This is a genomic window from Ruegeria sp. N10 (genome assembly GCF_056531545.1).
In genome coordinates this window covers 256,085-280,044 of the sequence record NZ_JBQFLY010000001.1, presented here as the reverse complement: position 1 = coordinate 280,044, position 23,960 = coordinate 256,085, and the positions used below count along the sequence as shown (strand labels likewise).

24 protein-coding genes are annotated in these 23,960 nt (G+C 58.0%); 13 read left to right on the top strand and 11 right to left on the bottom strand.

The window, feature by feature from the left end; translation table 11 throughout:
• Positions 1–2: 2 nt before the first annotated feature.
• Both ACR0JI_RS01395 and dksA read right to left on the bottom strand, forming a co-directional pair.
• Positions 3–1,151 (bottom strand): FAD-dependent monooxygenase, encoded by a 1,149-nt coding sequence (locus ACR0JI_RS01395; RefSeq protein WP_480493013.1) that lies wholly within the window; start codon positions 1,149–1,151, stop codon positions 3–5.
• 71 nt (positions 1,152–1,222) lie between these two features.
• A complete protein-coding gene (dksA, locus tag ACR0JI_RS01390) occupies positions 1,223–1,645 on the bottom strand; it encodes an RNA polymerase-binding protein DksA (RefSeq protein WP_209504868.1) in 423 nt (140 codons plus the stop codon).
• 381 nt (positions 1,646–2,026) lie between these two features.
• On the opposite strand from dksA, the gene ACR0JI_RS01385 reads away from it, so the two are divergent.
• From ACR0JI_RS01385 to ACR0JI_RS01365, 5 genes are all read left to right on the top strand, one after another.
• Positions 2,027–2,872, top strand: coding sequence for an AAA family ATPase (locus ACR0JI_RS01385; RefSeq protein ID WP_480473265.1), 846 nt, complete (start codon positions 2,027–2,029; stop codon positions 2,870–2,872).
• A 109-nt stretch (positions 2,873–2,981) separates the two neighbouring features.
• The gene (locus ACR0JI_RS01380; protein WP_480473267.1) at positions 2,982–3,431 is read left to right on the top strand and encodes an N-acetyltransferase family protein; all 450 of its coding nucleotides are present in this window, start codon (positions 2,982–2,984) and stop codon (positions 3,429–3,431) included.
• Complete coding sequence (locus ACR0JI_RS01375; protein ID WP_480493012.1) at positions 3,428–4,795, top strand: DUF2927 domain-containing protein; 1,368 nt, start codon at positions 3,428–3,430, stop codon at positions 4,793–4,795. The genes ACR0JI_RS01380 and ACR0JI_RS01375 overlap by 4 nt, the downstream gene beginning before the upstream one ends.
• A gap of 7 nt (positions 4,796–4,802) precedes the next feature.
• Complete coding sequence (locus ACR0JI_RS01370) at positions 4,803–4,973, top strand: hypothetical protein (protein ID WP_209503658.1); 171 nt, start codon at positions 4,803–4,805, stop codon at positions 4,971–4,973.
• Between the two features lie 4 nt (positions 4,974–4,977).
• Complete coding sequence (locus ACR0JI_RS01365) at positions 4,978–6,162, top strand: vWA domain-containing protein (RefSeq protein ID WP_480493011.1); 1,185 nt, start codon at positions 4,978–4,980, stop codon at positions 6,160–6,162.
• A gap of 83 nt (positions 6,163–6,245) precedes the next feature.
• Here ACR0JI_RS01365 and ACR0JI_RS01360 read toward each other — a convergent pair whose 3' ends face one another.
• The gene (locus ACR0JI_RS01360; protein ID WP_480473273.1) at positions 6,246–7,871 is read right to left on the bottom strand and encodes a winged helix-turn-helix domain-containing tetratricopeptide repeat protein; all 1,626 of its coding nucleotides are present in this window, start codon (positions 7,869–7,871) and stop codon (positions 6,246–6,248) included.
• 182 nt (positions 7,872–8,053) lie between these two features.
• Here ACR0JI_RS01360 and ACR0JI_RS01355 point away from each other — a divergent pair, with 182 nt between their 5' ends.
• Together ACR0JI_RS01355 and ACR0JI_RS01350 are read left to right on the top strand one after the other, a co-directional pair.
• On the top strand, positions 8,054–8,470 hold the full coding sequence (locus tag ACR0JI_RS01355) for a hypothetical protein (protein WP_480473275.1): 417 nt from the start codon (positions 8,054–8,056) through the stop codon (positions 8,468–8,470).
• Between the two features lie 130 nt (positions 8,471–8,600).
• On the top strand, positions 8,601–9,287 hold the full coding sequence (locus tag ACR0JI_RS01350; RefSeq protein ID WP_480473277.1) for a M48 family metallopeptidase: 687 nt from the start codon (positions 8,601–8,603) through the stop codon (positions 9,285–9,287).
• A 71-nt stretch (positions 9,288–9,358) separates the two neighbouring features.
• On the opposite strand, the gene ACR0JI_RS01345 is transcribed toward ACR0JI_RS01350, so the two are convergent.
• From ACR0JI_RS01345 to ACR0JI_RS01325, 5 genes are read right to left on the bottom strand one after another with little or no spacing between them, the layout of a single operon-like run.
• A complete protein-coding gene (locus tag ACR0JI_RS01345; RefSeq protein WP_480473279.1) occupies positions 9,359–9,901 on the bottom strand; it encodes an RSP_2648 family PIN domain-containing protein in 543 nt (180 codons plus the stop codon).
• Positions 9,898–11,100, bottom strand: coding sequence for an RSP_2647 family RNA methyltransferase (locus ACR0JI_RS01340; RefSeq protein WP_480473281.1), 1,203 nt, complete (start codon positions 11,098–11,100; stop codon positions 9,898–9,900). The genes ACR0JI_RS01345 and ACR0JI_RS01340 overlap by 4 nt, the downstream gene beginning before the upstream one ends.
• 38 nt (positions 11,101–11,138) lie before the next feature.
• A complete protein-coding gene (locus ACR0JI_RS01335) occupies positions 11,139–11,411 on the bottom strand; it encodes a hypothetical protein (protein WP_480473283.1) in 273 nt (90 codons plus the stop codon).
• Positions 11,395–14,190, bottom strand: coding sequence for a [protein-PII] uridylyltransferase family protein (locus tag ACR0JI_RS01330; protein WP_480473285.1), 2,796 nt, complete (start codon positions 14,188–14,190; stop codon positions 11,395–11,397). The genes ACR0JI_RS01335 and ACR0JI_RS01330 overlap by 17 nt, the downstream gene beginning before the upstream one ends.
• Positions 14,191–14,239: 49 nt before the next feature.
• A complete protein-coding gene (locus tag ACR0JI_RS01325) occupies positions 14,240–14,623 on the bottom strand; it encodes a DUF4440 domain-containing protein (RefSeq protein ID WP_480493010.1) in 384 nt (127 codons plus the stop codon).
• Between the two features lie 148 nt (positions 14,624–14,771).
• Between ACR0JI_RS01325 and ACR0JI_RS01320 the strand changes: the two genes are divergently transcribed.
• The 4 genes from ACR0JI_RS01320 to ACR0JI_RS01305 all read left to right on the top strand — a co-directional run bounded on the left by ACR0JI_RS01320 (position 14,772) and on the right by ACR0JI_RS01305 (position 16,989).
• Positions 14,772–15,194 (top strand): DUF2852 domain-containing protein, encoded by a 423-nt coding sequence (locus ACR0JI_RS01320; protein ID WP_480473289.1) that lies wholly within the window; start codon positions 14,772–14,774, stop codon positions 15,192–15,194.
• A 66-nt stretch (positions 15,195–15,260) separates the two neighbouring features.
• A complete protein-coding gene (locus ACR0JI_RS01315; protein WP_480473291.1) occupies positions 15,261–15,692 on the top strand; it encodes an RDD family protein in 432 nt (143 codons plus the stop codon).
• Between the two features lie 75 nt (positions 15,693–15,767).
• Positions 15,768–16,592: an arginyltransferase gene (locus ACR0JI_RS01310; RefSeq protein ID WP_480493009.1), complete on the top strand. Its 825-nt coding sequence runs from the start codon at positions 15,768–15,770 to the stop codon at positions 16,590–16,592.
• A gap of 7 nt (positions 16,593–16,599) precedes the next feature.
• Positions 16,600–16,989 (top strand): VOC family protein, encoded by a 390-nt coding sequence (locus ACR0JI_RS01305; RefSeq protein WP_480493008.1) that lies wholly within the window; start codon positions 16,600–16,602, stop codon positions 16,987–16,989.
• 132 nt (positions 16,990–17,121) lie between these two features.
• Here ACR0JI_RS01305 and ACR0JI_RS01300 read toward each other — a convergent pair whose 3' ends face one another.
• From ACR0JI_RS01300 to ACR0JI_RS01290, 3 genes are all read right to left on the bottom strand, one after another.
• Positions 17,122–19,476, bottom strand: coding sequence for a TRAP transporter large permease (locus ACR0JI_RS01300; RefSeq protein WP_480493007.1), 2,355 nt, complete (start codon positions 19,474–19,476; stop codon positions 17,122–17,124).
• Between the two features lie 17 nt (positions 19,477–19,493).
• Entirely contained in the window at positions 19,494–20,420 is a 927-nt protein-coding gene (locus ACR0JI_RS01295) for a TRAP transporter small permease subunit (protein WP_267363848.1), read from the bottom strand.
• 122 nt (positions 20,421–20,542) lie between these two features.
• Positions 20,543–21,625, bottom strand: coding sequence for a TRAP transporter substrate-binding protein (locus ACR0JI_RS01290; RefSeq protein WP_480473301.1), 1,083 nt, complete (start codon positions 21,623–21,625; stop codon positions 20,543–20,545).
• Between the two features lie 245 nt (positions 21,626–21,870).
• Here ACR0JI_RS01290 and ACR0JI_RS01285 point away from each other — a divergent pair, with 245 nt between their 5' ends.
• Together ACR0JI_RS01285 and ACR0JI_RS01280 are read left to right on the top strand one after the other, a co-directional pair.
• Positions 21,871–23,304 (top strand): cache domain-containing protein, encoded by a 1,434-nt coding sequence (locus tag ACR0JI_RS01285; RefSeq protein WP_480493006.1) that lies wholly within the window; start codon positions 21,871–21,873, stop codon positions 23,302–23,304.
• The gene (locus ACR0JI_RS01280; protein WP_480473305.1) at positions 23,301–23,948 is read left to right on the top strand and encodes a response regulator transcription factor; all 648 of its coding nucleotides are present in this window, start codon (positions 23,301–23,303) and stop codon (positions 23,946–23,948) included. Before ACR0JI_RS01285 ends, ACR0JI_RS01280 begins: the two co-directional genes overlap by 4 nt.
• The last annotated feature ends 12 nt before the right edge of the window (positions 23,949–23,960 follow it).

Below are 23,960 nucleotides of genomic sequence, written 5' to 3'. Positions count from 1 at the left end.
CCCTAGGCAGCCGTGACGTCGTGACTGTAGATCCATTCATAGCGTTGTGACAACCGGGCACCGACGACCCTCAGCACACATTGCGCAGCCATACGGGCTGGACCGCGCAGATGAAAGTTCCGCGCATTTGACCCAGCCGCCGCGACAACGCGCTGCGCCCTTGGTTTGCGGGTTGTTTCATAGGCCGCCAGTGCGTTGGTGATACCCGATCGTTCGTCAAACGCGCGCGCCAGAACCCAAGCGTCCTCGAGCGCCAGACATGCCCCTTGTGCCATGAATGGCAACGTCGGATGGGCCGCGTCCCCCACCAGAGCCAACCGACCATTCTGCCAGCTTTGGGCGACAGGCCGCAGAAACAATGCCCACAGATGCACATCCGTGACTTTCGACAGAATGTCGCACACGGGGCCACCGAAATCTGCAAAGCGCTTGCGCAACTCTTCAGGGTCGCCCGTCTGACGCCATCCTTCTTCCCGCCAGTCCGAACGCTCTTCAACCGCGACAATGTTCATCATGCTTTCGTCACGCAACGGATAGGTTACCACATGCCGCCCAGGCCCCATCGTCAGGGATGCGGAAACCGGGTCATGACCGGGCTGCCAGGGGATGGTGGCGCGCCAGGCCACCTGATGCGTGAACTCCGGCACCTCTGCCCCGTTCAGAGCCGGGCGGAGCATGCTGCGACCGCCATCGGCCGCAATGGCGCACTCGGCGCGAATTCGCTCGCCTGACGCCAAGATCACCTCAGCCTCGTTGGGATGCTTTTGCACATGCGAAACTTTGGCACCCAAGCGGATATTCACGCCTGCGTCACAAGCCGCATCATGAAGAAGGTTCAGAAGGTCGGCACGGTGGTAGTAGTAGGTCGGACCAGCTGCGGGGCCTGGCAGCCGACTGACCACGCGCCCATTTCGGTAATCGCGCAAGACAGTTCCATGGGATTTCTGCCCGACAGAAAGACCTGTGACGCCAAGTGCATGAAGAACGCGCATCCCGTTCTCGCTGATCTGCAAACCAGCACCGACTTCGGTCAGAGCCGGGGCTTGCTCCAGAAGCGTGACATGCGCGCCACGGTGTTGCAGCGCCAGTGCCGAGGCCAGGCCGCCGATTCCACCGCCGATTACACAGAATTTCAATCCGTCTATCTTCATGACACCCGCATAACGCAAAAACGCCGGAGCCACAGGCCCCGGCGTTTGGATTTCTCACACATACCCGGCGATTAATCGTCGCGGTGGACCTTTTCGCGACGCTCGTGGCGCTCTTGCGCTTCAAGTGTCATGGTTGCAATCGGTCGTGCGTCCAGACGTTTCAGCGAGATCGGATCGCCCGTCATTTCGCAATACCCGTATTCGCCATCATCAATCCGGCGCAGGGCTGAGTCGATCTTGGCGACCAGCTTTCGCTGACGATCACGGGTCCGAAGTTCCAGCGCACGGTCTGTTTCTTCGCTGGCGCGGTCCGCGACGTCCGGAATGTTACGGGTGTTGTCTTGCAGCCCTTCGATGGTGTCGCGGCTACCAGCCAGTAACTCTGTCTTCCAATCCAGCAGCTTGCGGCGAAAATACTCAAGCTGACGATCATTCATGAAAGGCTCATCTTCGGCCGGACGGTAATCTTCCGGCAGAAAAACTTCCTGCTTCATATTTGCTCCCTCGGTATGGCCAGTAACGTCGTTCGAGGCTGTTTCAGCTGACATTTGGCTCTCCCTTCTGCGCAGCGTTTAGCCGACGGGCGGTGGAATGTCACTACACAAACGTTGCGCAACAGTGCACCCCCGCGGATTTGTCTAACTATGAGACAAACATCAACAAAACCTTGTATTTCTATGAAATTTGACAGGCTTTTTTGGGGCGAGAGGTACAACGTCCGGGAAAGGTCTACATCGGAATCAAGCAAAAGGGCTTGGAGTTGCAGCACAATTCCCGCCGGGCGACGCAGGGACGCGGGTTGTAAAAAACCTTGCCGCTCTGTAACCCGGAAACCACAAGCTGCCCGTCCAACGCAATATACGCACGAGAGGCCCATGACCGCACGTTTCCAAGGTACAGCCGAATATGTCGCCACCGACGATCTGACCATTGCCGTGAACGCCGCTGTCACGCTTGAGCGCCCCCTGTTAGTGAAGGGCGAACCCGGTACCGGCAAGACCGAGTTGGCCAGACAGGTAGCCGGTGCGCTGGGGCTGAAAATGATCGAGTGGAATGTGAAATCCACCACCCGCGCGCAGCAGGGTCTTTACGAATATGATGCCGTCAGCCGCCTGCGTGACAGCCAACTGGGCGAAGAGCGTGTCCATGATGTGTCGAACTATATCCGCAAGGGCAAGCTGTGGCAGGCCTTCGACGCCGACGAAAAGGTTGTTCTGCTGATCGATGAAATCGACAAGGCGGATATCGAGTTCCCCAATGACCTGTTGCAGGAGCTCGATAAGATGGAGTTCCACGTCTACGAAACGGGCGAGACGATCCGGGCCAAGCACCGCCCTATCGTCATCATAACCTCGAACAACGAAAAAGAGCTGCCAGACGCTTTCCTGCGCCGCTGTTTTTTCCACTATATACGCTTTCCGGATGAGGCGACGATGCGCCGGATCGTTGATGTGCATCATCCCGGCATCAAGGACGCACTTCTGACCGCCGCGCTGACGCAATTCTATGAGATCCGAGAGACGCAAGGGCTCAAGAAAAAGCCCTCGACCTCGGAGGTGCTGGACTGGCTGAAGCTGTTGCTGGCCGAAGACCTGACGGCCGAAGACCTCAGGCGTGACGGGGCCAGCGCGCTGCCGAAGCTGCATGGCGCTTTGCTGAAAAATGAACAGGATGTGCATCTGTTCGAACGTCTTGCTTTCATGGCACGTGGCAAACGCTAGCCTGCGTGTGAACAATCAGTGATCACGGCTTGCCATTGCGTATCCCGGGTGTCAGCATCGAAATACCTGACGCAACCGCGTTTCAAAGCAGCAGTATTGGGGTCATCACTTGGCGAACGCTCTGACAATCCGGACCCTGCGGGCCGAGGACAAAGATCAGTGGGCCGAAATGTGGCGGGATTATCTGGCGTTTTATGAAACTACCCTGCCTGAAAACGTGTATGAAACGACCTTCTCCAGATTGTTGGGCGACGACCCACAGGATTTTTCCTGTTTTGTTGCGGAACAGGATGGCGTTTTGGTCGGGCTGACGCATTACCTGTTTCATCGCCACGCTTGGAAAGTGGAAAAGGTCTGTTACCTGCAAGACCTGTTCGCCCGACCTGAAACCCGAGGAACGGGCGTCGGTCGCGCCTTGATTCAGGCGGTTTATGAAGAGGCGGATCGCCAGGGCGCCCCATCCGTTTACTGGCTGACGCAAGAGTTCAACCACACGGCACGCCACCTTTATGATCGCATCGGCACCCTGACACCGTTCATCAAGTACGCCCGCCCATGATGCGTTTGGGCGCCCTTTTTCTGGCGCTGGTTATCGCTGGCTGCACGTCTGTCGAGACAATCGAACTCGGGAACGATGTTTCATATGTCGAAGTGGCGTTGCCACCGGCCAAGTCTTTTGCGGCACCACGTCCCTCGCCACCAGCGCGATCCAACAAAAACATCGCGTCGGATTTCCTGTCCCTGCATTTCGAACTGGAAAGCGGGGCCGCCCTGCCCGTTTTCACCCGGTTCGAAACGCCGATCACCGTTCGCCTGACTGGATCGCCGACACAAAGTATGCAGCAGGATTTGACCCGCCTGCTGAACCGCCTGAAGCGCGAGGCGGGTATCAACATCCGACGAATCAACGACGGTCAGGCCAATATCACGATCGAAGCGGTCAGTCAGAAGGACATTCTGCAAATTCTGCCAAACGCGGCCTGTTTCGTGGTGCCAAACGCGTCCAGCCTGGCTGAGTATCAGCGCGACCGCCGCAAGACCAAAAGCAGTTGGGTTGAGCTGCGCCAGCGCGAACGATTGGGGATATTCATCCCCTACGATGTCAGCCCGCAGGAAATGCGCGATTGTCTGCACGAAGAACTGGCGCAAGCCCTTGGTCCGCTGAACGACCTCTATCACCTGCCGGATTCCGTGTTCAACGACGACAATATTCATACGGTTTTGACCGGGTTCGACATGCTGATTCTGCGCGCGGCCTATGCGCCCGAACTGCACACCGGTATGACACGGGATCAGGTCGCCGCCGTCATCCCCGATGTTCTCAGCCGCCTGAATCCACGCGGTGACCGATTAGCCGCGCAACGGCCAACGGATACCCCCCGAGAGTGGATCAACGCGATCCAGAAATCACTGGGACCAGGGCCGGGTTCCCCCCGGCAGATACGCGCCGCGCAAAAGGCAGCCCGCATCGGGCAGCAATTGGGATGGACGGATCACCGCCGCGCCTATCCCCACTACCTGATGGGTCGGATGGAGCAGTTTCGTGACCCGGCGGAAGCCCAGCGGCAGTTCAAGATCGCGCAACAGTTTCTTCGCGCAACGCCCGGAACCGAGGTTCATCAGGCTTATGTCTCAACGCAAACCGCAGCCTTTGCGCTTGCGCAGGATCGCGGGCCAGAGGTCCTGCCCGAACTGGATCAGGCCATCGACGTGATGACCCGCGCGGAAAACGCTTCGCTTCTGGCAACCTTGCTGCTGTTGAAATCCGAGGCCTTGAAACAGGCCGGTCAATTACAAAAGGCACGTGCCGTCAGACTGGACAGCCTTGGATGGGCGCGATACGGGTTCGGTTCTGATTTGGTGGCTCAATCTCTGGCTCAAAACAGTGGCCGACGCCCCGCTGACAGCACGAAAGACGGATGAAACGCATATGTTGCTAGTACTGGGAATGGCGATACTGGGTGCAATCCTGGGTGCTTTGACCGCAAAAAAACGCAATGGAAACGGCGCTGACATGGCACAGTATGCCGCCGGATATGGGATCGCTTTTGCGCTTGTGGGGCTGGTGATCTCGCTGGTTCTGCTTCGCATGGTGGCATGACGCAATGTTCTTGCCCTTTTTCAAAAACCTCCGCAAAGCGGGCATCCCGGTATCACTCCGGGAGTATCTGACTTTTCTGGAAGGCATGAAAAAGGGTCTGGTCACCTATGATGTCGAAGCGTTTTATTACCTTGCCCGGGTGTCGATGGTGAAGGACGAGCGCAATATCGACAAGTTCGACCGCGCCTTTGCCGCCAGCTTTGAGGGCTTGGGCGAGATCAGTTTCGATCAGGTGTTGGAAGCTGTCGATATCCCAGCCGATTGGCTCGCCAAGATGGCCGAGAAACACCTGTCGGACGAGGAGAAGGCAGAGATCGAAGCGCTCGGCGGTTTCGACAAGCTGATGGAAACGTTGCGCGAGCGCCTCAAGGAACAACAAGGCCGTCACCAGGGCGGTAACAAATGGATTGGTACCGCAGGAACCTCTCCGTTCGGGGCTTATGGGTACAACCCTGAAGGCGTCCGTATCGGACAGAAAGAAAGCCGCCATCAGCGTGCCGTCAAGGTCTGGGACAAGCGGGAATTCAGGAACCTCGACGACACGGTTGAACTGGGCACCCGCAACATCAAGGTCGCCTTGAAACGCCTGCGCCGCTGGGCGCGGGAGGGAGCAGCTGAAGAGCTGGATCTGGACGGCACCATCCGTGCCACGGCCGAGCATGGCTATCTGGATGTCAAAACCCGGCCCGAGCGCCACAACGCGGTGAAGGTACTATTGTTTCTGGACGTCGGCGGCTCGATGGACCCTCATATCAAAGTGGTTGAAGAGTTGTTTTCCGCTGCAAGAACCGAGTTCAAGCATCTGGAATATTACTACTTTCACAATTGCCTGTATGAAGGGGTCTGGCGCGACAATCGCCGCCGCTGGAACCAACAGACCCCGACCCACGAAGTGCTGCGCACCTATGGATCCGACTACAAGTGCATCTTTGTCGGCGACGCCTCGATGAGCCCCTATGAAATCGCCTATCCCGGCGGTGCCAATGAACATTGGAACCAGGAAGCCGGGCAAGTCTGGCTGCAACGCGCGCGCGAACAGTGGGCGTCAAACCTGTGGATCAACCCGGTGCCCGAGAAATACTGGGAATACACCCATTCCATCAGCATGATCCGCGACATCTTTGAAGATCGCATGGTGCCCATGACACTGGCTGGTCTTGAAAAGGGAATGCGCGAGCTGACGCGGTAGAGACTGATGGCAGGTTTGAGGCCATAGCGACCAGTTTTCCAACTTACGAGCGTCCAGTCTTCGAACTTCTTTGTTTTTTGCACCTAATCCGGCACACCAGCCTTTTTCAAACTCGCCAACCAGATTTTTCGGTTTTCTGGATGATTTTTCGATCCTGCGAACTGTCTCTTCATCGCCGAAATTGAAAGTTTCGGATTAATGCGCATAGCCGCCTCCACGGCCTCACGAGCTTCTTCCGGTCGGTCCATTTCGGCAAGGTTTGCGGCGCGCAGTAGATGATGAAACAGACGCCAGGTGTTGCTTGTCGCGACAGTGCCCAGCTGCCTTGCAGTATCCAGCGCCTCTTCGTGGCGTCCAAGATGAAACAGGATATGCCCTTTATAAAAGTACATGTTCTGCAGCATCGGATCGCGCGGACTCAGTTTGATGGCCATTTCAATCTCCGGCAACGCACGGTCCTGCATACGAAACCAATCGAAAGTATGCGCCAGTTCCAAACGGATACGAGCGTCATTGGGATTGAGAGCGACCGCGCGTTCGAGGTTTGCGATGGCAGGATCCGCCTCGCCGGTAAACCGGTAAATATATCCCAATGCCGCGTGGGCCTGCGCTTCCTGACCGTCGAGTTCTATAGCTCGCGTAGCGGCTTCGGTAGCGGATATGAGCGTGTTCTGCGGGGTGTCTGCCCATTGGAAGAAGAAAGTCGTCCCAAGGGCACGAGCCAACAGGCTGTAGGCTGCGGCAAAACCAGGATCAGCCGCAATCGCTTCCCGCGCGTAGCTTGCGGCTTCCTCTTGTGCCTCCTTGGTAAACTCGGATTGACGCACCCGACCGCGAAGGTACAGATCCCACGCTCCCATGTCCTGAGTTGGCTTTCCCTGTGAGCGCGTCGCGTCCGACAGGTATATTTCCGGCAACAATTGCCCGGCGATTGCTTGGCTAATCTCGTCCTGAACCGCAAAGATACCCGTTGTTTGCCGTTCGAAACTCTCTGCCCAAATAGTTTCGCTGGCATCCACATCAATAAGTTCTCCGCTAACCCGCACCCGATCGCCAGCGCGTCGGACGCTGCCCCGGACGATGTAATCGACCCCCAGTTCGCGGGCGATTTCGATCGGGCTCGCCTCGCCACGCGCATAAGAAAACATCGTCGCGCTGGAAACGACGAACAAGTCACGGTTGCGTGACAGGTGAGTGGTCAGATCGTCTGTAAGACCATCGACAAAGTACTGCCCCGCGTTATCACCGCCCAGATTATCAAAACGAACAACAGCCAATGACGGGGTTTCGGTATCTGGCAATCCTTGCCGTTCAAAGGAGACAGAAAAAAAGACAATGGCAAGAGCACACGCCAAAACAATGCTCGCAGCAAGAGCAAGCCGTTTTGAAGGCCTGCCAGATTGCTGTTCCGAAGGCTCGTTTTGAACGACCGGCGCAACGAACTGAAACCCGCGCTTGGGAAGCGTCTTGATGTACTCCGAACTCGCCGCGCTATCGCCCAGTGCTTTTCGTACAGAGCGGATTCGCGTGTTCAGAGCTGCGTCCGTTATGGCCTTTCCGGCCCAGACTTCATCAACTATTTCATCCTTGGTGACGATTCGACTGCGGTTTCTAATCAGTAATTCAAGCAATTGAAGTGCCTGAGGCTCCAATGCCACCGGATGTCCGCTGCGGCTCAAACCTTTTGCCGGGTCAAGTTCAAAATCCAAAAACCTGTACATAGTTCAACTTACATCCGGCTGTGTTTGTCGCTCAACGGATTTTGCCAATTGTCATCTAAATGTCAGGAAATATCAGCTTTCGATCAAGTGCCGCGGCCGGAATCCTTCTAACTTCCGTATGGCGGGAAATCATCCCGATACGTTTCCCCCATCATGAAAGGAGAAGGAACATGCCACGGTTGAGAACACTGCTCATGGCGGCCGCAATAACCTGTGCCGGCGGCTCGGTCTTCGCGCAAACTGACCTTGAAGCGGCATTGGCCAATGGCGGCAAAAAGCTGAATGCAGAACAGATAGCCGAGTTACTGATCGGAAACAGGGTCACAGCCAGTTCCGGAGAGAAGACGTTCCGTTTCTATTACGACCCGAACAATATCGTCAGTGGCGAATTAACCAACGGCGGTTGGACGGGTACGGGAGCATTTGCGATCACTGATACGGATCAGGTTTGTGTTTCCATGGTAGCGGATGAAGGCCGCTATCGTTGTCTGACGGTCGTTCGCGAAGGTGACGTGGTTCAGAAATTCGACGTCAATGGAAAGAAGACTTTCGTCTTACTGGAAGTTGAGCCGTCTACAGGTCTTTGATTGCTACATCGCATCCTATAGATCAACAAAGCTGCCGCAGGATCGCAGAATTCTGGCGGTAGCTTTGTCCCAATAGCGGCCCCTGAATTTTTCGTTTGCTCTAAAAGCCCAGTGCTACCATATCTAACCCATGCTTCGCCTGACCCCGATCCTGCTGGCCATTGCCTATGGAATTGTGATGTACCGGATTTCCGTCTGGCGCACCCATCGGGAACTGGATGCGAAATCGACGGAACTTGCCGATCCGGCGCTGAAACGCATGACCGACCGGCTGGCGGCGGCGCTCGGGATCGAACGGGTGCCGGTCTATATCTACGAGATCGACCCGGTGAACGGGCTGGCCGCGCCGGACGGGCGGATATTCATCACGCGGGGATTTTACCGCAAGTTTCACAACGGAGAGGTTTCGGCTGAGGAAATGGCCAGTGTAATCGCGCATGAGTTGGGGCACGTGGCGCTGGGTCACGCACGGCGGCGGATGATCGATTTTTCAGGGCAGAATGCGATGCGAACGGCGCTGATCATGGTTCTGAACAGGTTCATCCCCTTTGTCGGGGCGATGATTGCCAATGCGTTGACCGCACTGATCGCCTCGCGCCTGTCGCGGCAGGACGAGTATGAGGCGGATGAATACGCAGCCGCTTTGCTGACAAAAGCCGGGATTGGAATCGGACCACAGAAATCACTGTTTCACAAGCTGGAAGAGTTGACACAGCAGCGCGCCGGGGTGGTCCCGGCCTGGCTGATGAGCCATCCCAAGACAGATGAACGTGTTGCGGCGTTGGAAAAGCTTGAACAGCGTTGGGCACGCGGGTGATGCCTGTGCTGCGAGAGGCCAGCCTCTCGCGCTCTCCGGGATATTTTTGGCCAGATGAAGCTGGATCCCGCTCAGATGGCGAGCGCTTTGCCCAATCGCGGAAGCCGGGCTTTTTTCATGAGCGCGCGGAGAGTCCATTGTTCGCCTGAGAGGCGATCGGCTTCGGCAAGGACCTGTGTGGCAAGTGTGCTCATGCCTTCTGGGTTTGACTGCCAGAAGCTGTACAACAGGCTGTCGGGATCTTTCCGGTCAAGCCCTTCATCAGTCAGGATATTTCTGGGAAAATCCTTGGCATTTACCGTGACAATCAGATCAGCGGAAGCCGCGATTGCTGTGGCCAGCACGTGGATATCTGCGGCGTCCGGCAGCCACAGACGGTTTTGAAGACCCTCGTTCGCTGGACGTTCGGCATCCGGCCAGGCACCTTGCACCAGCGCGATTTCAGCACGCGCCTGCGCCTCCCCCGTCGGGCCCAGCTTGCGGGCGGCGCGGGCCCATTCTTCGAGGATGCGGGCGGACCAGATCGGGGTGAAGTGTCCCAATCGCGCGGCGCCCAATAGCATTTCGCGCATGACCGTGGGATAGAGGACGCAAGTGTCGAGAACAGCCTTCATAGGCGGTAAAACACCGCCTTGAGGTAGCCGCTTTCCGCCAGTTGCGGCAGTTGCGGATGATCCGGCCCAGCAAATCCGGTGTGGATCAGTTGCGACTTTCGGCCCGCCCGGCCGATCCCGCGGGAGGAGGCATCGCGGAACCGTCCCAGATCGGCGGCATGAGAACACGAGCACAGCCCCAGATAGCCGCCCGGTTTGACCAGAGGTGCGGCAAGCCGTGCGATACGTTCATAGGCGCGCAAACCCGCATCCAGCGCTTGTTTTGATGGGGCAAAGGCAGGTGGGTCACAAATGACCACGTCAAAAACCGCACCCTCGTCCCCCAATTGAGTCAGTACATCGAACGCGTCGCCCTGCCGGGTCTGGAACCTGTCGGCAAGGCCCGAAGCCTCGGCACCTTTGGTGGCCAGTTCCAGCGCGGCCGCAGACCCATCGACGGATAAGGCCCGTCCGGCACCTGCGGCCAGCATCGCCAGACCAAAGCCGCCGACATGACTGAACACGTCCAGCACCTGCGCTCCGGGATGTACCAGCCGTGAGGCAAAGGCTTGGTTGGGGCGTTGATCGTAAAACAGGCCGGTTTTCTGACCTCCGGTCAGGTCGGCCATATACGTGGCACCATTCATTGGCACAGGCAGGGGCGCGTCGGGTGCGGTGCCGTGCAAAGTCAGGTTCTCATCGTCCAGCCCTTCCAGCCCGCGCGTGCGGCCCGAGGCGTTTTTCAGCACCGTCGTCACGCCTGCGACCTTGATTAGCGCTTCGGTGAGCGTATCCAGATGCACCTCGGCCCAGGCCGCGTTGGGCTGGATGACACAGGTATCGCCAAACCTGTCGATGATCACACCGGGAAAGCCATCGGCCTCGGCATGGACCAGACGGTAGAAAGGCGCATCAAACAGACGTTCACGCAGTGCAAGGGCGCGGCTGAGGCGGGTTTCGAACCAAGTATTGTCCAACTGCGCGTTGGTATCACGATCCAGCACCCTGCACATGATTTTTGACTCAGGATTGACCGCCACCAGCGCAAGCGCTGCGCGAGTGTCATCCTCGAGAATCGCCAGAGCGCCTGCGGGGATCTTGCGCGTACGGCGGTCGGTGACGATGTCATTTGCATAGACCCAAGGGAAGCCATGGCGCAGGCCGCGCGCGTTGGCTTTGGGTTTCAGGCGGATACGGGGGCGGTCGGCAGATTGGGTCATGGCGCCCTCTTAGTCGCGAATGTGCCGATGGAAAAGACCTAGCGGCTTCGCGAACGCCAGCCACCGCGCCGTTTCGGGGTTTGGGCCGCCTGAAGGCCCTCGGACAGAACCTGAGTCATGGGATGATCCGGGCAGTGCAGCGCGTATGCCGCATGCAACTCGGTCAGCGCCGTGTTCTGGTCACGCTCTTCGGGCAGGCTGAGCGCCCAGTCCAGAAATATGCTGCGGCATTCCGGCAGGGTGATGCCTTCGATGCGATAAGCTTCCTGGATCAGACCTTTGTGGTCATTGGGATCAGTGCTGCGTGCCATCTTCGCCCTCTTGGATCACGCTGCCGATCAGGTCGGCCGCAGTTGTGTAACTCTCCTGCAATGCCCGTTGCAGTGCATCGACCTGTTCAAACCCGGTGGCACGGCACAGGAAATCCACACCTCCTTCACCGATCTGCTCCGCCTCGATGACTTTGCCCGATAGAAGCCGGGCCGCACATTGCACCGACCAGCATAGGCTGTAGCAGTCTTTCAGGGATTGCGCCTGCGCGACATCCAGCAACCCGGCAGCGACGGCTCCATCGAGGCCCGAGGACACATCGCGTGCCGTAGTCCCTGCCAGCAAGGCACCGGTTTCGGCCATCAGTTCGATGTCCATCAGGCGGCCGGGCCCGTTTTTGGCATCCCAAATCCCGGCAGGTGCCTTGGCTGCGGCCAGGCGCGTTCGCATCTCGGCGACTTCGCGCAAGACATTGTCCCGCTCGCGTGGGCGCGACAGAAACCCGGCGCGGAACGCTTCGATATCATTTGCCAAACCGGCATCACCCGCAACGACATGAGCACGGGTCAGGGCCAGATGTTCCCACACCCAGGCCTCGTTCTGCTGATAATTGGTAAAGCTGGCCCAACTGGTGGCGACCGGCCCCTGATTGCCGGACGGGCGCAGGCGCATGTCAACTTCATACAGCCGCCCCTGTGACATCGGAGCTGAAAGTGCTGTGATCAGCGCCTGCGTGAACCGCGCATAATAGGTGCGCGTGGCCAGAGGGCGCGGACCATCGGACATGTCCTGATCCTGCGGGTCATAGATCACAATCATGTCCAGATCGGATTGCGAATTGATCCGTCCTGCGCCCAGCGACCCCATGCCCAACACCGCCGCTCCGCGCCCCGGTGCGGGCCCGTGTTTGCGGGCGAAATTTTCGGCAACATATGGCAGGATGGCGGCAATCACCGATTGTGCAAGCTCTGCATATTGCCGGCCTGCCTGTGCCCCGTCGATCAGACCGCGCAAGTGGTGGACACCGACCCGGAAATGCCATTCCTTACACCAGCGCCGCGCAAGGTCGAGCCGGGTTTCATAGTCAGGCTCTTCCGCCAGCGCACGGGCCAGTTCGATTTGCAAAGCCTTCTGCCCCGGCCAATCGGCAAAGAAACTGCCGCCGATCACCGCATCGAAAACCGAGGCATTGCGCGACAGATGCGAGGCCAAAGCATGAGACGTGCCAACGATATCGACCAGTAGGTCAATCAGTTGCGGATTGGCCTCGAACAATGAAAACAGCTGCACCCCGGCAGGAAGGCCTGACAGAAACCCGTCCAGCGCCATCAACGCCTCGTCCGGTTTGGCGGTCTTGGCAAGACGCGACAGCAGCTCGGGCCGCAACCGTTCGAATATCCGCGACCCGCGCTGGGACCTTAAGGCCGGATAGGTCGTCCACCGGGCCAGAACACTCTGGTCAAACTCCACATCCTGTGCCGCCACAGGTGCAGGACCGGGCCCAGGCGCAAAAAATCCTTCAGTCAGTTCGTGTACTTCAGTCAGGCGGCTTTTCAGGTCCTGTTTCAGTTCGTCGCTGCCGATCCCCATCAGACAGGCGATGCGTTCGATGCCTTCCGGTGATTTCGGCACCTTATGCGTCTGTGCATCATGAACCATCTGAATGCGGTGTTCGACTTCGCGATGTGCCCGATAATGATCGGTCAGTTTGTCCGCGACATCCTGTGGCACCCAGCCCTTTGACGCCAACGCCGCCAACCCCGGGACCGTTCCGCGCACCCGTAAATCCGGATCGCGGCCACCTGCGATCAACTGACGGGTCTGGGTGAAGAACTCGATCTCGCGAATACCGCCCTGCCCCAGCTTCATGTCGTGGCCGGGGATCGACAAGGCCCCGCCCGTACCCTTGTTTTCGCGAATTCGAAGACGCATATCATGCGCGTCCTGAATGGCGGCAAAATCCAGATGGCGACGCCAGACAAAAGGGCGCAATGTGTCCAGAAACCGCTGCCCCGCGGCCAAGTCTCCGGCGCAGGGGCGGGCCTTAATATATGCTGCGCGCTCCCACGTGCGGCCAAGGCTTTCGTAGTACCGTTCAGCGGCCTCCATCGCCATGCAGACCGGTGTTACGGCGGGATCAGGTCTCAGCCTCAGATCTGTACGGAAAACATAGCCATCGGCAGTCTTGTCGCTAAGCGTCGCGCAGAAGTTCCGCGTTGCCCGCACCATGCCCTGCCGGGCCTCATAGAAGTCATCGGGGTCAAACCGGGTCTCATCAAACAGCACAATCAGATCGATATCCGAGCTGTAGTTCAGCTCATGCGCGCCCATCTTGCCCATGGCCAGAATGACCATCCCGGCGGCAGTTTCGATATCGTCCTCGGTCATACCCGGCAGTTTGTTGCGCCGGATCAACGTCGCAATCTCGGCCTTGGCCGCAACATCTGCGGCCAGTGCCCCGAAATCGGTCAGTGCCGCGGTGACTTTCTCAAGCGGCCAGGCACCTGCGATGTCGGCAAGCGCGGTCAACAGCGCCACACGCCGCTTTGCCTGCCGCAAGCCGGATTTCAGCTGATCCGGGGGCAGCTCACGCGCTTCCGCCATGACTTCAGACAGCGCCTGGTCCGGGCGCACTAAGGCATCAGGCAGCCATTCCCTTTCATGCTCTATCAGGCCTTTAAGATATGGGCTGGACCCGGCCGTTCCTGCCACCAGCTCTCCCATCTCCTGCGACAGATCAGGCATCAAAGCGCGGGCTTCATCGCCCAGGGACGGATCAAACGCACGCGGAAGGCGGGTAATGGCAAGAGCGTCAGTCATGCGCGCACCCTGCGCATTGCGGGACGTAATCGTCAATGGGGCATTCTGATCAGGTTTCCTGAACCGGCGTGTCCTGACTGAAGCTGTTGACCCAAACGTCGTTTCTTCGTTCCCACAAAGATGAAATCAGCATCGCCTCGCGCCGATCTGCACCCGGGCGCAGGTAATCGGCACGGTAGGACAGCAAGACGATATCCGGGGTCAGAACGCGTAACCGAGCGTCACTCAGATCAAACTCGGCCATCGTTGGCGCATCTGCAAATTGCCCGACGTGATCGTCCCGATTGGCAAACCCCGTGGGATAAACGCCCAGAAAATCCGCGCTCAGCAAGGCGCGGTCGGCGCTTGCATCACCTTCAACCAGCGCCACCCAGACCTGCGTTTCCAGTTCAAGAATGTCCTTTAGTGCAGGGGCGGCTTTGTTGTCCGTCATATCCATACCCGGACCCTGCGAGCCAGATCCTGAAACGTCAACCGGATTGCATAATGTAAATCTTTTTCACATTACCCCTTGCACCCATCCAAACGGTACCCCATCTATGCAATGTGAATAGAGTTTACATCAACCCTGGAGAGCTCAAATGACCGCATTGTCCGACCCCGCCGTCCCCGCGAATCCGGGATGGCTTTACCGAACCGAAGCCTGGCTGGATGACAAAGGCAAAGGGGCCTGGATCGCCGCCATGGTTCTTGGTTTCATCTTCTTCTGGCCCGTTGGCCTTGCCCTGCTGGCCTATATGATCTGGAGCAAACGCATGTTCAGCAAATCCTGCAACCGCCGCAAATCCTGGCACAGCCACATGAGTGCAATGAAGCCCTCGGGCAACAGCGCCTTCGACGCCTACAAAGCAGATACCCTGGCCCGCCTGGAACGCGAACAACAGGATTTCGAAGCCTTCTTGCGCCGCCTGCGTGACGCCAAGGACAAAGCCGAATTCGATCAATTCATGGATGAACGCGCCCGCGAAAGCCATGACGAAGACGGCAAGGGCGAGCCCGCCTGATTGACCTTGCCCTGCCCCGGTGTTTCGGGACAGGGTCCCCCTACCCCTGTTTTACGGACCTATCGAATGAACCATCTGCCCGACCCGGACACCCAACCTGATTTCTATCGTTCGGTGACAACCAAACGCTTCGTTGCCTGGCTGTTCGATATCGCCTTCATTTCGCTGCTTTGCACGGTGGCAATCCTTTTAACCGCCTTTCTGGGTCTGTTTTTTCTGGCCCTGATCTACGCGGTTGTCAGCTTCGTCTACCGGGTGGTGACAATCGCCAACGGCTCAGCCACGCTGGGAATGCGCTTTATGGGGATCGAGCTGCGCGATGCGTTCGGAGAACGAATGGATCTGGGCAAGGCGCTTGCCCACACTGCTGGCTATTTCGTCAGCATGGCCTTTCCCGTGGTCCAGATCATCTCGGTCATCATGATGATGACCAGCGCCCGTGGCCAGGGTCTGACCGACAGTTTTCTGGGCACCGTCATGATCAATCAACGGGCCTGACGCAAGGTTGCGTGAAACACTTGGCGGTCTCGGGAACGGTTGCTATCATCCCTCCCGAGGCTGGATGGGGATTTCATGCGACATACGCTGCCAATTGCGCCACAATTCTATGTCACGGCACCGCAGCCCTGCCCTTATCTTGGCGGCAGGATGGAACGTAAACTGTTCACCGCCCTGCAAGGCGAAGGGGCTGAACAGCTGAACAATTCCCTGTCTCAACAAGGATTTCGCCGGTCTCAGAATGTACTCTACCGGCCTTCGTGCACGGATTGCGCAGCCTGCCTGTCGGCCCGGATCGATGTTTCAGCCTTCCGTCCGACCAAAAGCCAGAAGCGCACGGCAAAGCGGAACGGGTATCTGGAACGCCGCGCAACCTCGCCATGGGCCACGGATGAGCAATACGAGCTGTTCCGCCGCTATCTTGACACCCGTCACGCCGATGGTGGCATGGCTGACATGGACGTTTTCGAATTCGCCGCGATGATCGAGGAAACACCGATCCGCAGCCGCGTTGTGGAATATGCCGATCCTGAAACGGGCGAGTTGATCGCCGTCAGCCTGACCGATGTGCTCGATGACGGGCTAAGCATGGTCTATTCCTTCTACGACCCGGAACAGCCGCAGAACTCACTCGGCACCTACATGATCCTCGACCATATCGACATCGCACGTGAGGCGGGCCTGCCCTATATCTATCTGGGGTACTGGGTCCCCGGCAGTCCCAAGATGGGCTACAAAGCCAAGTTTTCTGGGCTTGAGGCGTATATTCAGGGGGGGTGGCAAAAGATCAGTGATCCGGATGCTTATTCCGGCACATCGCATCACCCCTTGTCAGCGCCGCCAATCGCCGAACAGGTCGCCAATATCCAGCTCCCTGACCGGCATCCGACCAAAGGCTGACCGCGCGATGAAACAAAGCCTGCATGCCGTCACCCTTGTGGTGCCGGATTACGACGACGCCATCTTGTTTTATACAAAGACACTCAGCTTCCAACTCATCAAGGACATCGACCTCGGCCATGGCAAGCGCTGGGTTCTGATCGCGCCTCCAGGTTCGGACAGCGGATGCCTTCTATTGGCAAAGGCTGACGGACCTGAACAAACCGCCGCCATAGGCAACCAGACCGGCGGGCGCGTTGGGTTCTTCCTGCAAACCGATGACTTTTATCGTGACCACGCAGATATGCGCGCCGGGGATGTCTATTTCGAAGAAGACCCACGCCACGAACCCTATGGCATCGTCGCTGTCTGGCGTGATCCCTTCGGCAATCGCTGGGACCTGATCCAGTTCACCTGATCCGCATCTTCATCTGGCTATAAGTATCCCGGGGATGAATTGGCCGCAGGCCAAGGGGGCTGGCCCCTTGCCCGAAACAAACAGAAAAGGGGGCCAATCGGCCCCCTTTGCAATATTCTCTTCCGGATCGGATCAGTTTGGCATCAGGTCCGGAACGATCGTGACAATCGTCGGGAAGAACCACAAGATCGCGATCCCCATCACCTGGATCAGAACAAACGGAACGATCCCGCGATAGATATGACCTGTTGTGACCTCTTTCGGCGCAACCCCTCGAAGGTAGAACAACGCAAACCCGAAAGGTGGCGTCAGGAACGACGTCTGAAGGTTCACCGCCACCATGATCGTGACCCATTTCGGATCGAACGAGCCGCCATAGATCACCGGGCCCACGATGGGGATCACGATGTAGATGATCTCGAGGAAATCCAGCACGAACCCCAGAATGAACAGCACCAGCATCACGATCAGGAAAACCGTGAACTCGTTGTCAAAGCTCTTCAGGAATTGCTGGATATAATGCTCCCCTCCGAATGAAATCACCACGAGGTTCAGCAGCTGCGATCCGATCAGGATGGTGAACACCATCGAGGTCACTTTGGCTGTCTCACGCACCACCGGGGTCAAAACACCGCTGGAATAGAGCACCCAGCATCCGTACAGCAGCCCGAACAGGGCGTAAAGGTAGGCCGCATAAGCAATGATGAAGGCGATCCAGGTTTCCACCGTCACACTGCCTTGATTGATACGCAGGTCAAAGTTGACCCCCATCAGCAGTGCAATGACAACGGCGAAGGTCGACCAGATGACCACTTTGCCCGAACGGCCCTGATCCTGCAGCTTGCGATAGGCGGCCAGCATGATCGCGCCACCCGCGCCCAGCGCAGCCGCCGGTGTCGGATTGGTGACACCTCCCAGGATCGAGCCCAGCACCGCGATGATCAGAACAAGCGGCGGGAAGACCACGCGGATCAGATCGTTTGTGGCACAGCGGGCCGCAGCCTCTTTGCAACCATACATGGCCAGCGCGAACGGCAGGGCGAGCAGTACGAAAGTCACGCCAGAGGATGTGGTAGGCGATATTATCAGGATATCGACCAACGCCATCAGCAGCAGCCCGATTGCGCCAAGTATCAGCGGTTGCGGTGACCGCGACGGTGCGATCCCTCGGCCCAGAACCAGGGTCAGCCCCAGCAGGACGAGGGTAACCGCCACTCCGGTGCCGATCGGTGCCGCATCGGCAATCCTTTTTTGCTGTTCAGCAGCCAGTTCCTCTTCTGTCAGGCGATGCGCTTGGGTTGTGCCGCCCGCGGCATCAATGGCTTCCTGCTCGGAAACCGCCTGATCCCATGCAGCCTGCCCATGCAGGTCGATCATTGAAGCCTTGCATTCTTCCGATACGTTGGTCCGCAGCGACGCACCCTCGCCGATATCCGAGAAGGCCGAGACCGAGATGTTCTGGCTTCCGATCACACCGACATTGCCCAAAAGGACCGCGCCGACGATCAGGGCTACAGGCGCACCCAGCAACCATGTCAGGCCTTCTGACCGCGTAATGGGTTCCCCGGAACCACCGGACACAGCCACAGCGGGCGCTTTGTGTGGATTCAGCAATGCATAACCAAAGGCATAGAGCGCATAGAGCAGCGCCAGCATGATCCCTGGCAACAGCGCAGCCTGGAACAAGGTCCCGACCGAGACAACCGCAGGCTCACCCAGATAGGTCAGCGCGTCGGTGCAACCGGCCTCAACAGCCCGGGTTTCCTGGGCTGTCGAATACAGATCTCCTGCCAATGTGCCCAGTAGGACGATCACGATCGACGGCGGAATGATCTGCCCCAAGGTGCCCGATGCCGCGATCACACCGGTCGCCAGTTCCGGCGAGTAGTTGTTGCGCAACATGGTTGGAAGCGCCAGCAGGCCCATCGTCACAACGGTCGCGCCAACGATACCGGTCGAAGCCGCCAGAAACGCCCCCACAACCACAATTGACACGGCCAGACCACCCGGAAGCGGGCCAAAAACACGTGCCATCGTCGTCAGCAGATCATTGGCAATCTTCGAACGTTCCAGCGTGATGCCCATCAGAACAAACATGAGCACGGCCAGAAGGGTCTCGATCGATTGTCCGGCCAGTACGCGCTCGTTCATGCGGTTCACGATGAACGAAACGTTGCGGTCCAGCGCGGTTTCCCAGCCCGAGGCAAAAACCGGTTCGGCAAGCCTTGGCAAATCCGGGTATCGGAACACCGATATGGTGTCCGGCTTGATCCCGGAATTCACAAGGTCCCGATAACTTTGCGATCCGACGTCAATCGCCTGGTGGATCAGCAACCCCGCACTGTCCAGCGCGGCGATGATGCCAAAGGATATGATCCCCGCCCCGCCGATGGCAAAAGCCACCGGAAAGCCGGAAAGAATGCCCCCGAAAAGGCAAAAGAATACGATAATGAGGCCTATCTCGACGCCATCAAGTCCGAATAGCATTGTCTTTGTCTCCGCCCTTAATGCGCGCCTTCATAGGCTTCTTCACCCTCACCAAGGCTGTCCTTGTCGAGGTATTTTCCAACGCTGTCCGGTCCTTCCACGTATTCCAGATATGACCGGTACAAAAACGCGATGGCGTGCAGGAACACCATGGCCGCAAAAGCCACCAGAAGGATCTTGAACAGGAAGTAGGCATTGAACCCGTTAGGGCTGAACCCGATGGTTTCCACGTTCCAGCGCAAGGCACGGGACTTGGCTACCAGACGGTCCAGCGCGTCACTGGCCGAAGGGTTCGGCACGATCAGGTGACGCCACAGGAAGAACCAGCCGTACATCCAGGTCAGCACCGCCATTGGCATCATGAACAGTAACGCACCGCACATATCGACCACGCGCTTGGCGCGGTGGCTAATACCGGCATAGATCAGATCAACGCGCACATGCCCGCCCTGCACAAATGTGTATGTACAGCACAGACAGACGACCATGGCGTTATACAGTTTCAGCTCTTCCGCGAACCAGCTGATATCCATCTGGAACGGTATTCCCAGACCGAAGGACATATCGGGACGGGTAAAGACCCGTTGCATGAAAACGATGACAATCTGCTGGATTACCATCAGCAGACCCGCCCAGGCAAAGAACCGCCCGGTGGTGTTTGCAAACCCTTCCAGGCCACGCACGATGGCCCACATGAAGTTTCTGTAATACAACCCGACGGCTGTCAGAACCAGAAAGAAGGTGAACACCACAAAGAAGAATTCGACCGAACCGCCGTAATAGACAAAGCGCATGATCGACGCCTTGTCAGACCAGTCCAGCCAGAGCTGCGGATGCGTGATCGCATATCCGAAATTATAGAAGGCTTCGGCAATGTTCTGAATGAACCAAACCAGTCCATTCCACAGGGCGCCGAAGAACGAGATACCGTTTTCGTCCTGCATGTTGTCCCCAGGTCGTCTCAGTTGCGCGCAGGCCTATTGTGGCTTGCCCAAGTCCTTTCGCGCAACGGGAAAGGTTTCCCCGCAAGGCGCGGGGAAACCGTTTTTCCTTTGATCAGGAAGATTTAGCCGCGAACACGGTCACGCTGTGCGGTGTAGACACCCGACGACAGGTTGTTCCATGCCGACGAAGCCGCCATCGACGGCATTGCGCTGTCGTAGATCTTCTTGAACAGCTCGTCGCCCATGTTCTCGTCCAGAACCTCTTGGCTGGCCTTGCCGAACGCATCCCAGACACTGTCGGGGAATTCCAAAACCTTGACGCCACCGGCCTGCAGGCGCTGCAGGGCGGCACCGTTGTTGGCCAGGAACTGCGCCAGGTTCCACTGGTGCGCTTCGGCGGCAGCGATCTCGATGATCTTCTGCTGGGCCGGGGTCAGTTCATTGAACACGTCGCGGTTGGTTGCCAGCGACAGACCTGCGCCCGGCTCGTGGAAGCCCGCGGTGTAGTAGGTCTTGGTGATTTCCTGGAAGCCTGCCTTTTCGTCGGCCCAGGGTCCGATCCACTCGGTTCCGTCAATCGCGCCGGACGACAGCGCCTGATACACTTCGGAACCGGGGATGTTCTGAACGGACGCGCCCAGTTTGCCCAGAGCTTTACCGCCCAGACCGGGCATACGGAACTTCAGACCATTGAAGTCTTCGGGGCTGTTGATCTCTTTCGAGAACCAGCCGCCCGCCTGCGCACCGGTGTTACCGGCTAGGAAGGACTTCAGGCCAAAGATTTCGCCCAGCTCATCATGCAGCTCCATACCGCCGTCATGATAGTACCAGTTCACCAGTTCCTGTGCGGTCATGCCGAAAGGCACTGCCGTAAAGAACGCATAGCCCGGGTGCTGACCGACAAAGTAATAGTCAGCGGCGTGATACATGTCGGCCTGACCGGACGACACCGCGTCAAACACCTCGAACGCGCCAACCAGTTCGCCTGCCGCCTTGATCTCAACATTCAGGCTGCCATCCGACATGGCGTTGATGCTGTCGGCACAACGCTGCGCGCTGTCAAACACGCCAGCCAGACCACGACCCCACGAGGTCACCATGGTCAGTGTGCGCTGTCCCTGTGCATAGGCCGGAGCCGCCAGAGCGGTTGCTGCGGCTGCCGAACCGCCCAGCGCGGATTTTTTCAGAAATGAACGACGATCCATATGAGTGTTCCTCCCCTTCATAGTCACGATCCGGCAGAACCGGACCTGTCGCATTCAGTGCGCGTCAGCCTAATGTGAGCGAAGCGAAAGGGAATACCTACTACTGCGTAGAGAATCGATTTCTTTGGGGGATGCGGTGAAATTTCCGAATGAAAACTCCAACAAATACGGCCCAAATACCGGAATTTCACCGACCAACGCCAATCTTTTTGCATTTTTGCCGCCGCTTGCGTATCGATTCGTCCATGCAAAGAATCCGACATCTGATTTCGCTGACCTATGCGCAGAAACTGTCGCTGGTGGCCGCAATCCCGCTGGTTGTGGCCGTGGCAGCAATCGCTGTGCTTGTCGCATATGAGGCGCGTGCGACCGCTGAGCGCGAGATCGAAGCCCTGGAGCGCAGCCTGATCGAGGCCAAGAAAGAAGAACTGCGCAACTACGTGACGCAGGCGCGCAATGGTTTTGCCTATATCTATGGCCGCGCTGAACCGGACGATGAGGTGTCGAAGAACCTTGTCTCGCAGATACTTTCGGCAATGATCTATGGGCAGGACGGGTTCTTTTTCGTTTACGATTATGATGGCAACAATCTGGTCAGCCCCCGTCAGACACAATTCATCAACCGCAACTGGGAAGGTCTGACCGACAGCGATGGCACACCTATCGTTGACGAGTTCATTCGCCTCGCCCGTCAGGGAGCCGGGTGGCACAGCTTCATGTGGGAAAAACCCTCGACCGGGGATGAGGCGCAGATGATCGCCTATGTCGTCGGGTTGCAGGACTGGCGCTGGGTCGTGGGTACCGGGGTCTTCATTGACGACATTGTCGCCACAGTCGCCAACGCAAGGGCCGAGGTTGAGACCCGCGTGCAGCGCACCTTCATGTATATCGGCGCCATTGTTGTTGCTGCGGTTCTGATTGTTTTTGCTTCGGGCATGTTGCTGAACATTCGCGAGCGACGGTTGGCGGATGCCAAGTTGAAAGAACTGACGCAGCGTGTCTTCGACGCGCAGGAAGAGGAACGCGGCCGGGTTGCCCGCGAACTGCATGATGGCATAAGCCAGATCCTTGTGGGTGTGCGCTATGCGCTGGACAATGCGCGCCGCCGGCTGTTGCGCGGCGATGATGAAGGCGCGCGCGATCCGCTGGACAAAGGCATTGACCATCTTCGCACCGCTATCACCGAGGTGCGCCGCATCAGCCGCGACCTGCGCCCCGGCGTGCTGGACGACCTTGGCCTTGGACCTGCGTTGAAGGCTCTGACCGACGATTTTCGCGAACGAACCGGGATCGAGACCGAGTTTTCCACCGTCGTATTCCGCAACCGGCTGGATCAGGACAGCAAGATCGCACTCTACCGCATCGCACAAGAGGCGCTGACAAATATCGAACGCCACGCGGATGCCTCTTATGTGACGATTGACCTGCGCGGCCACAAAAAAGGCGCAACCATGCGGATCACCGACAATGGCCGTGGGTTGCGCTCAGAATCCGGAACCCCAACCACCGGCATCGGTCTGCGCAACATGCAGGAGCGAATTGAGCAACTTGACGGATCGCTGCGTATTCTGTCATCACGCGGACCGCGCGGCGGTACGGTAATCGAGGCCAGCCTGCCGCTGAGCCACCTGTTGCCTCCGCAGGAAGACGCAACTCCGAACCGAAAGGCCGGTACATGAGCGCCAAAAACATCCGAGTTCTTATTGTCGACGATCATCCCATGGTGGCCGAGGGCATTCAGTCGATCCTTGAAAGCTACGACGATATCGAAGTGGTTGGAACTCTCGGCAGCGGTCAGGCCGCGGTGGATCAGGCGGTTGGCCTCGCCCCGGATGTCATCTTGATGGACCTGAACATGCCTGGCCTCGGCGGACTCAGCGCCACGGAAATCATTCTGGAACGCCTCCCCGGTACGCGCATCCTGATCCTGTCGATGCATGACAGCCCCGAATACATTTCGACCGCGCTCAGCCACGGCGCAAAAGGCTATGTTCTCAAAGATGTCCCAACCGAAGAGATCAAGCAGGCCATCGATGCGGTCATGCGGGGTGAGCAGTATCTGTGCACAGGTGCAAGTGGGTCCCTGAAACCCAAAGGCGACAACGCACGCGAGGCGCTGACTGGGCGCGAGCAAACAATTCTGCTGGAACTGGCGCAGGGCAAATCAAACAAAGAAGTTGCGCAAAAGCTGGATATCTCGGTGCGAACGGTTGAAACGCATCGCAAGAACATCAAGCGCAAACTGGGAATTTCGTCGACCGCCGGGCTGACCCGCTATGCGCTGGAACATGGCATGCTGCAAGGCACGGGGGTCGGCTTCTGATCTTTGCGCTAC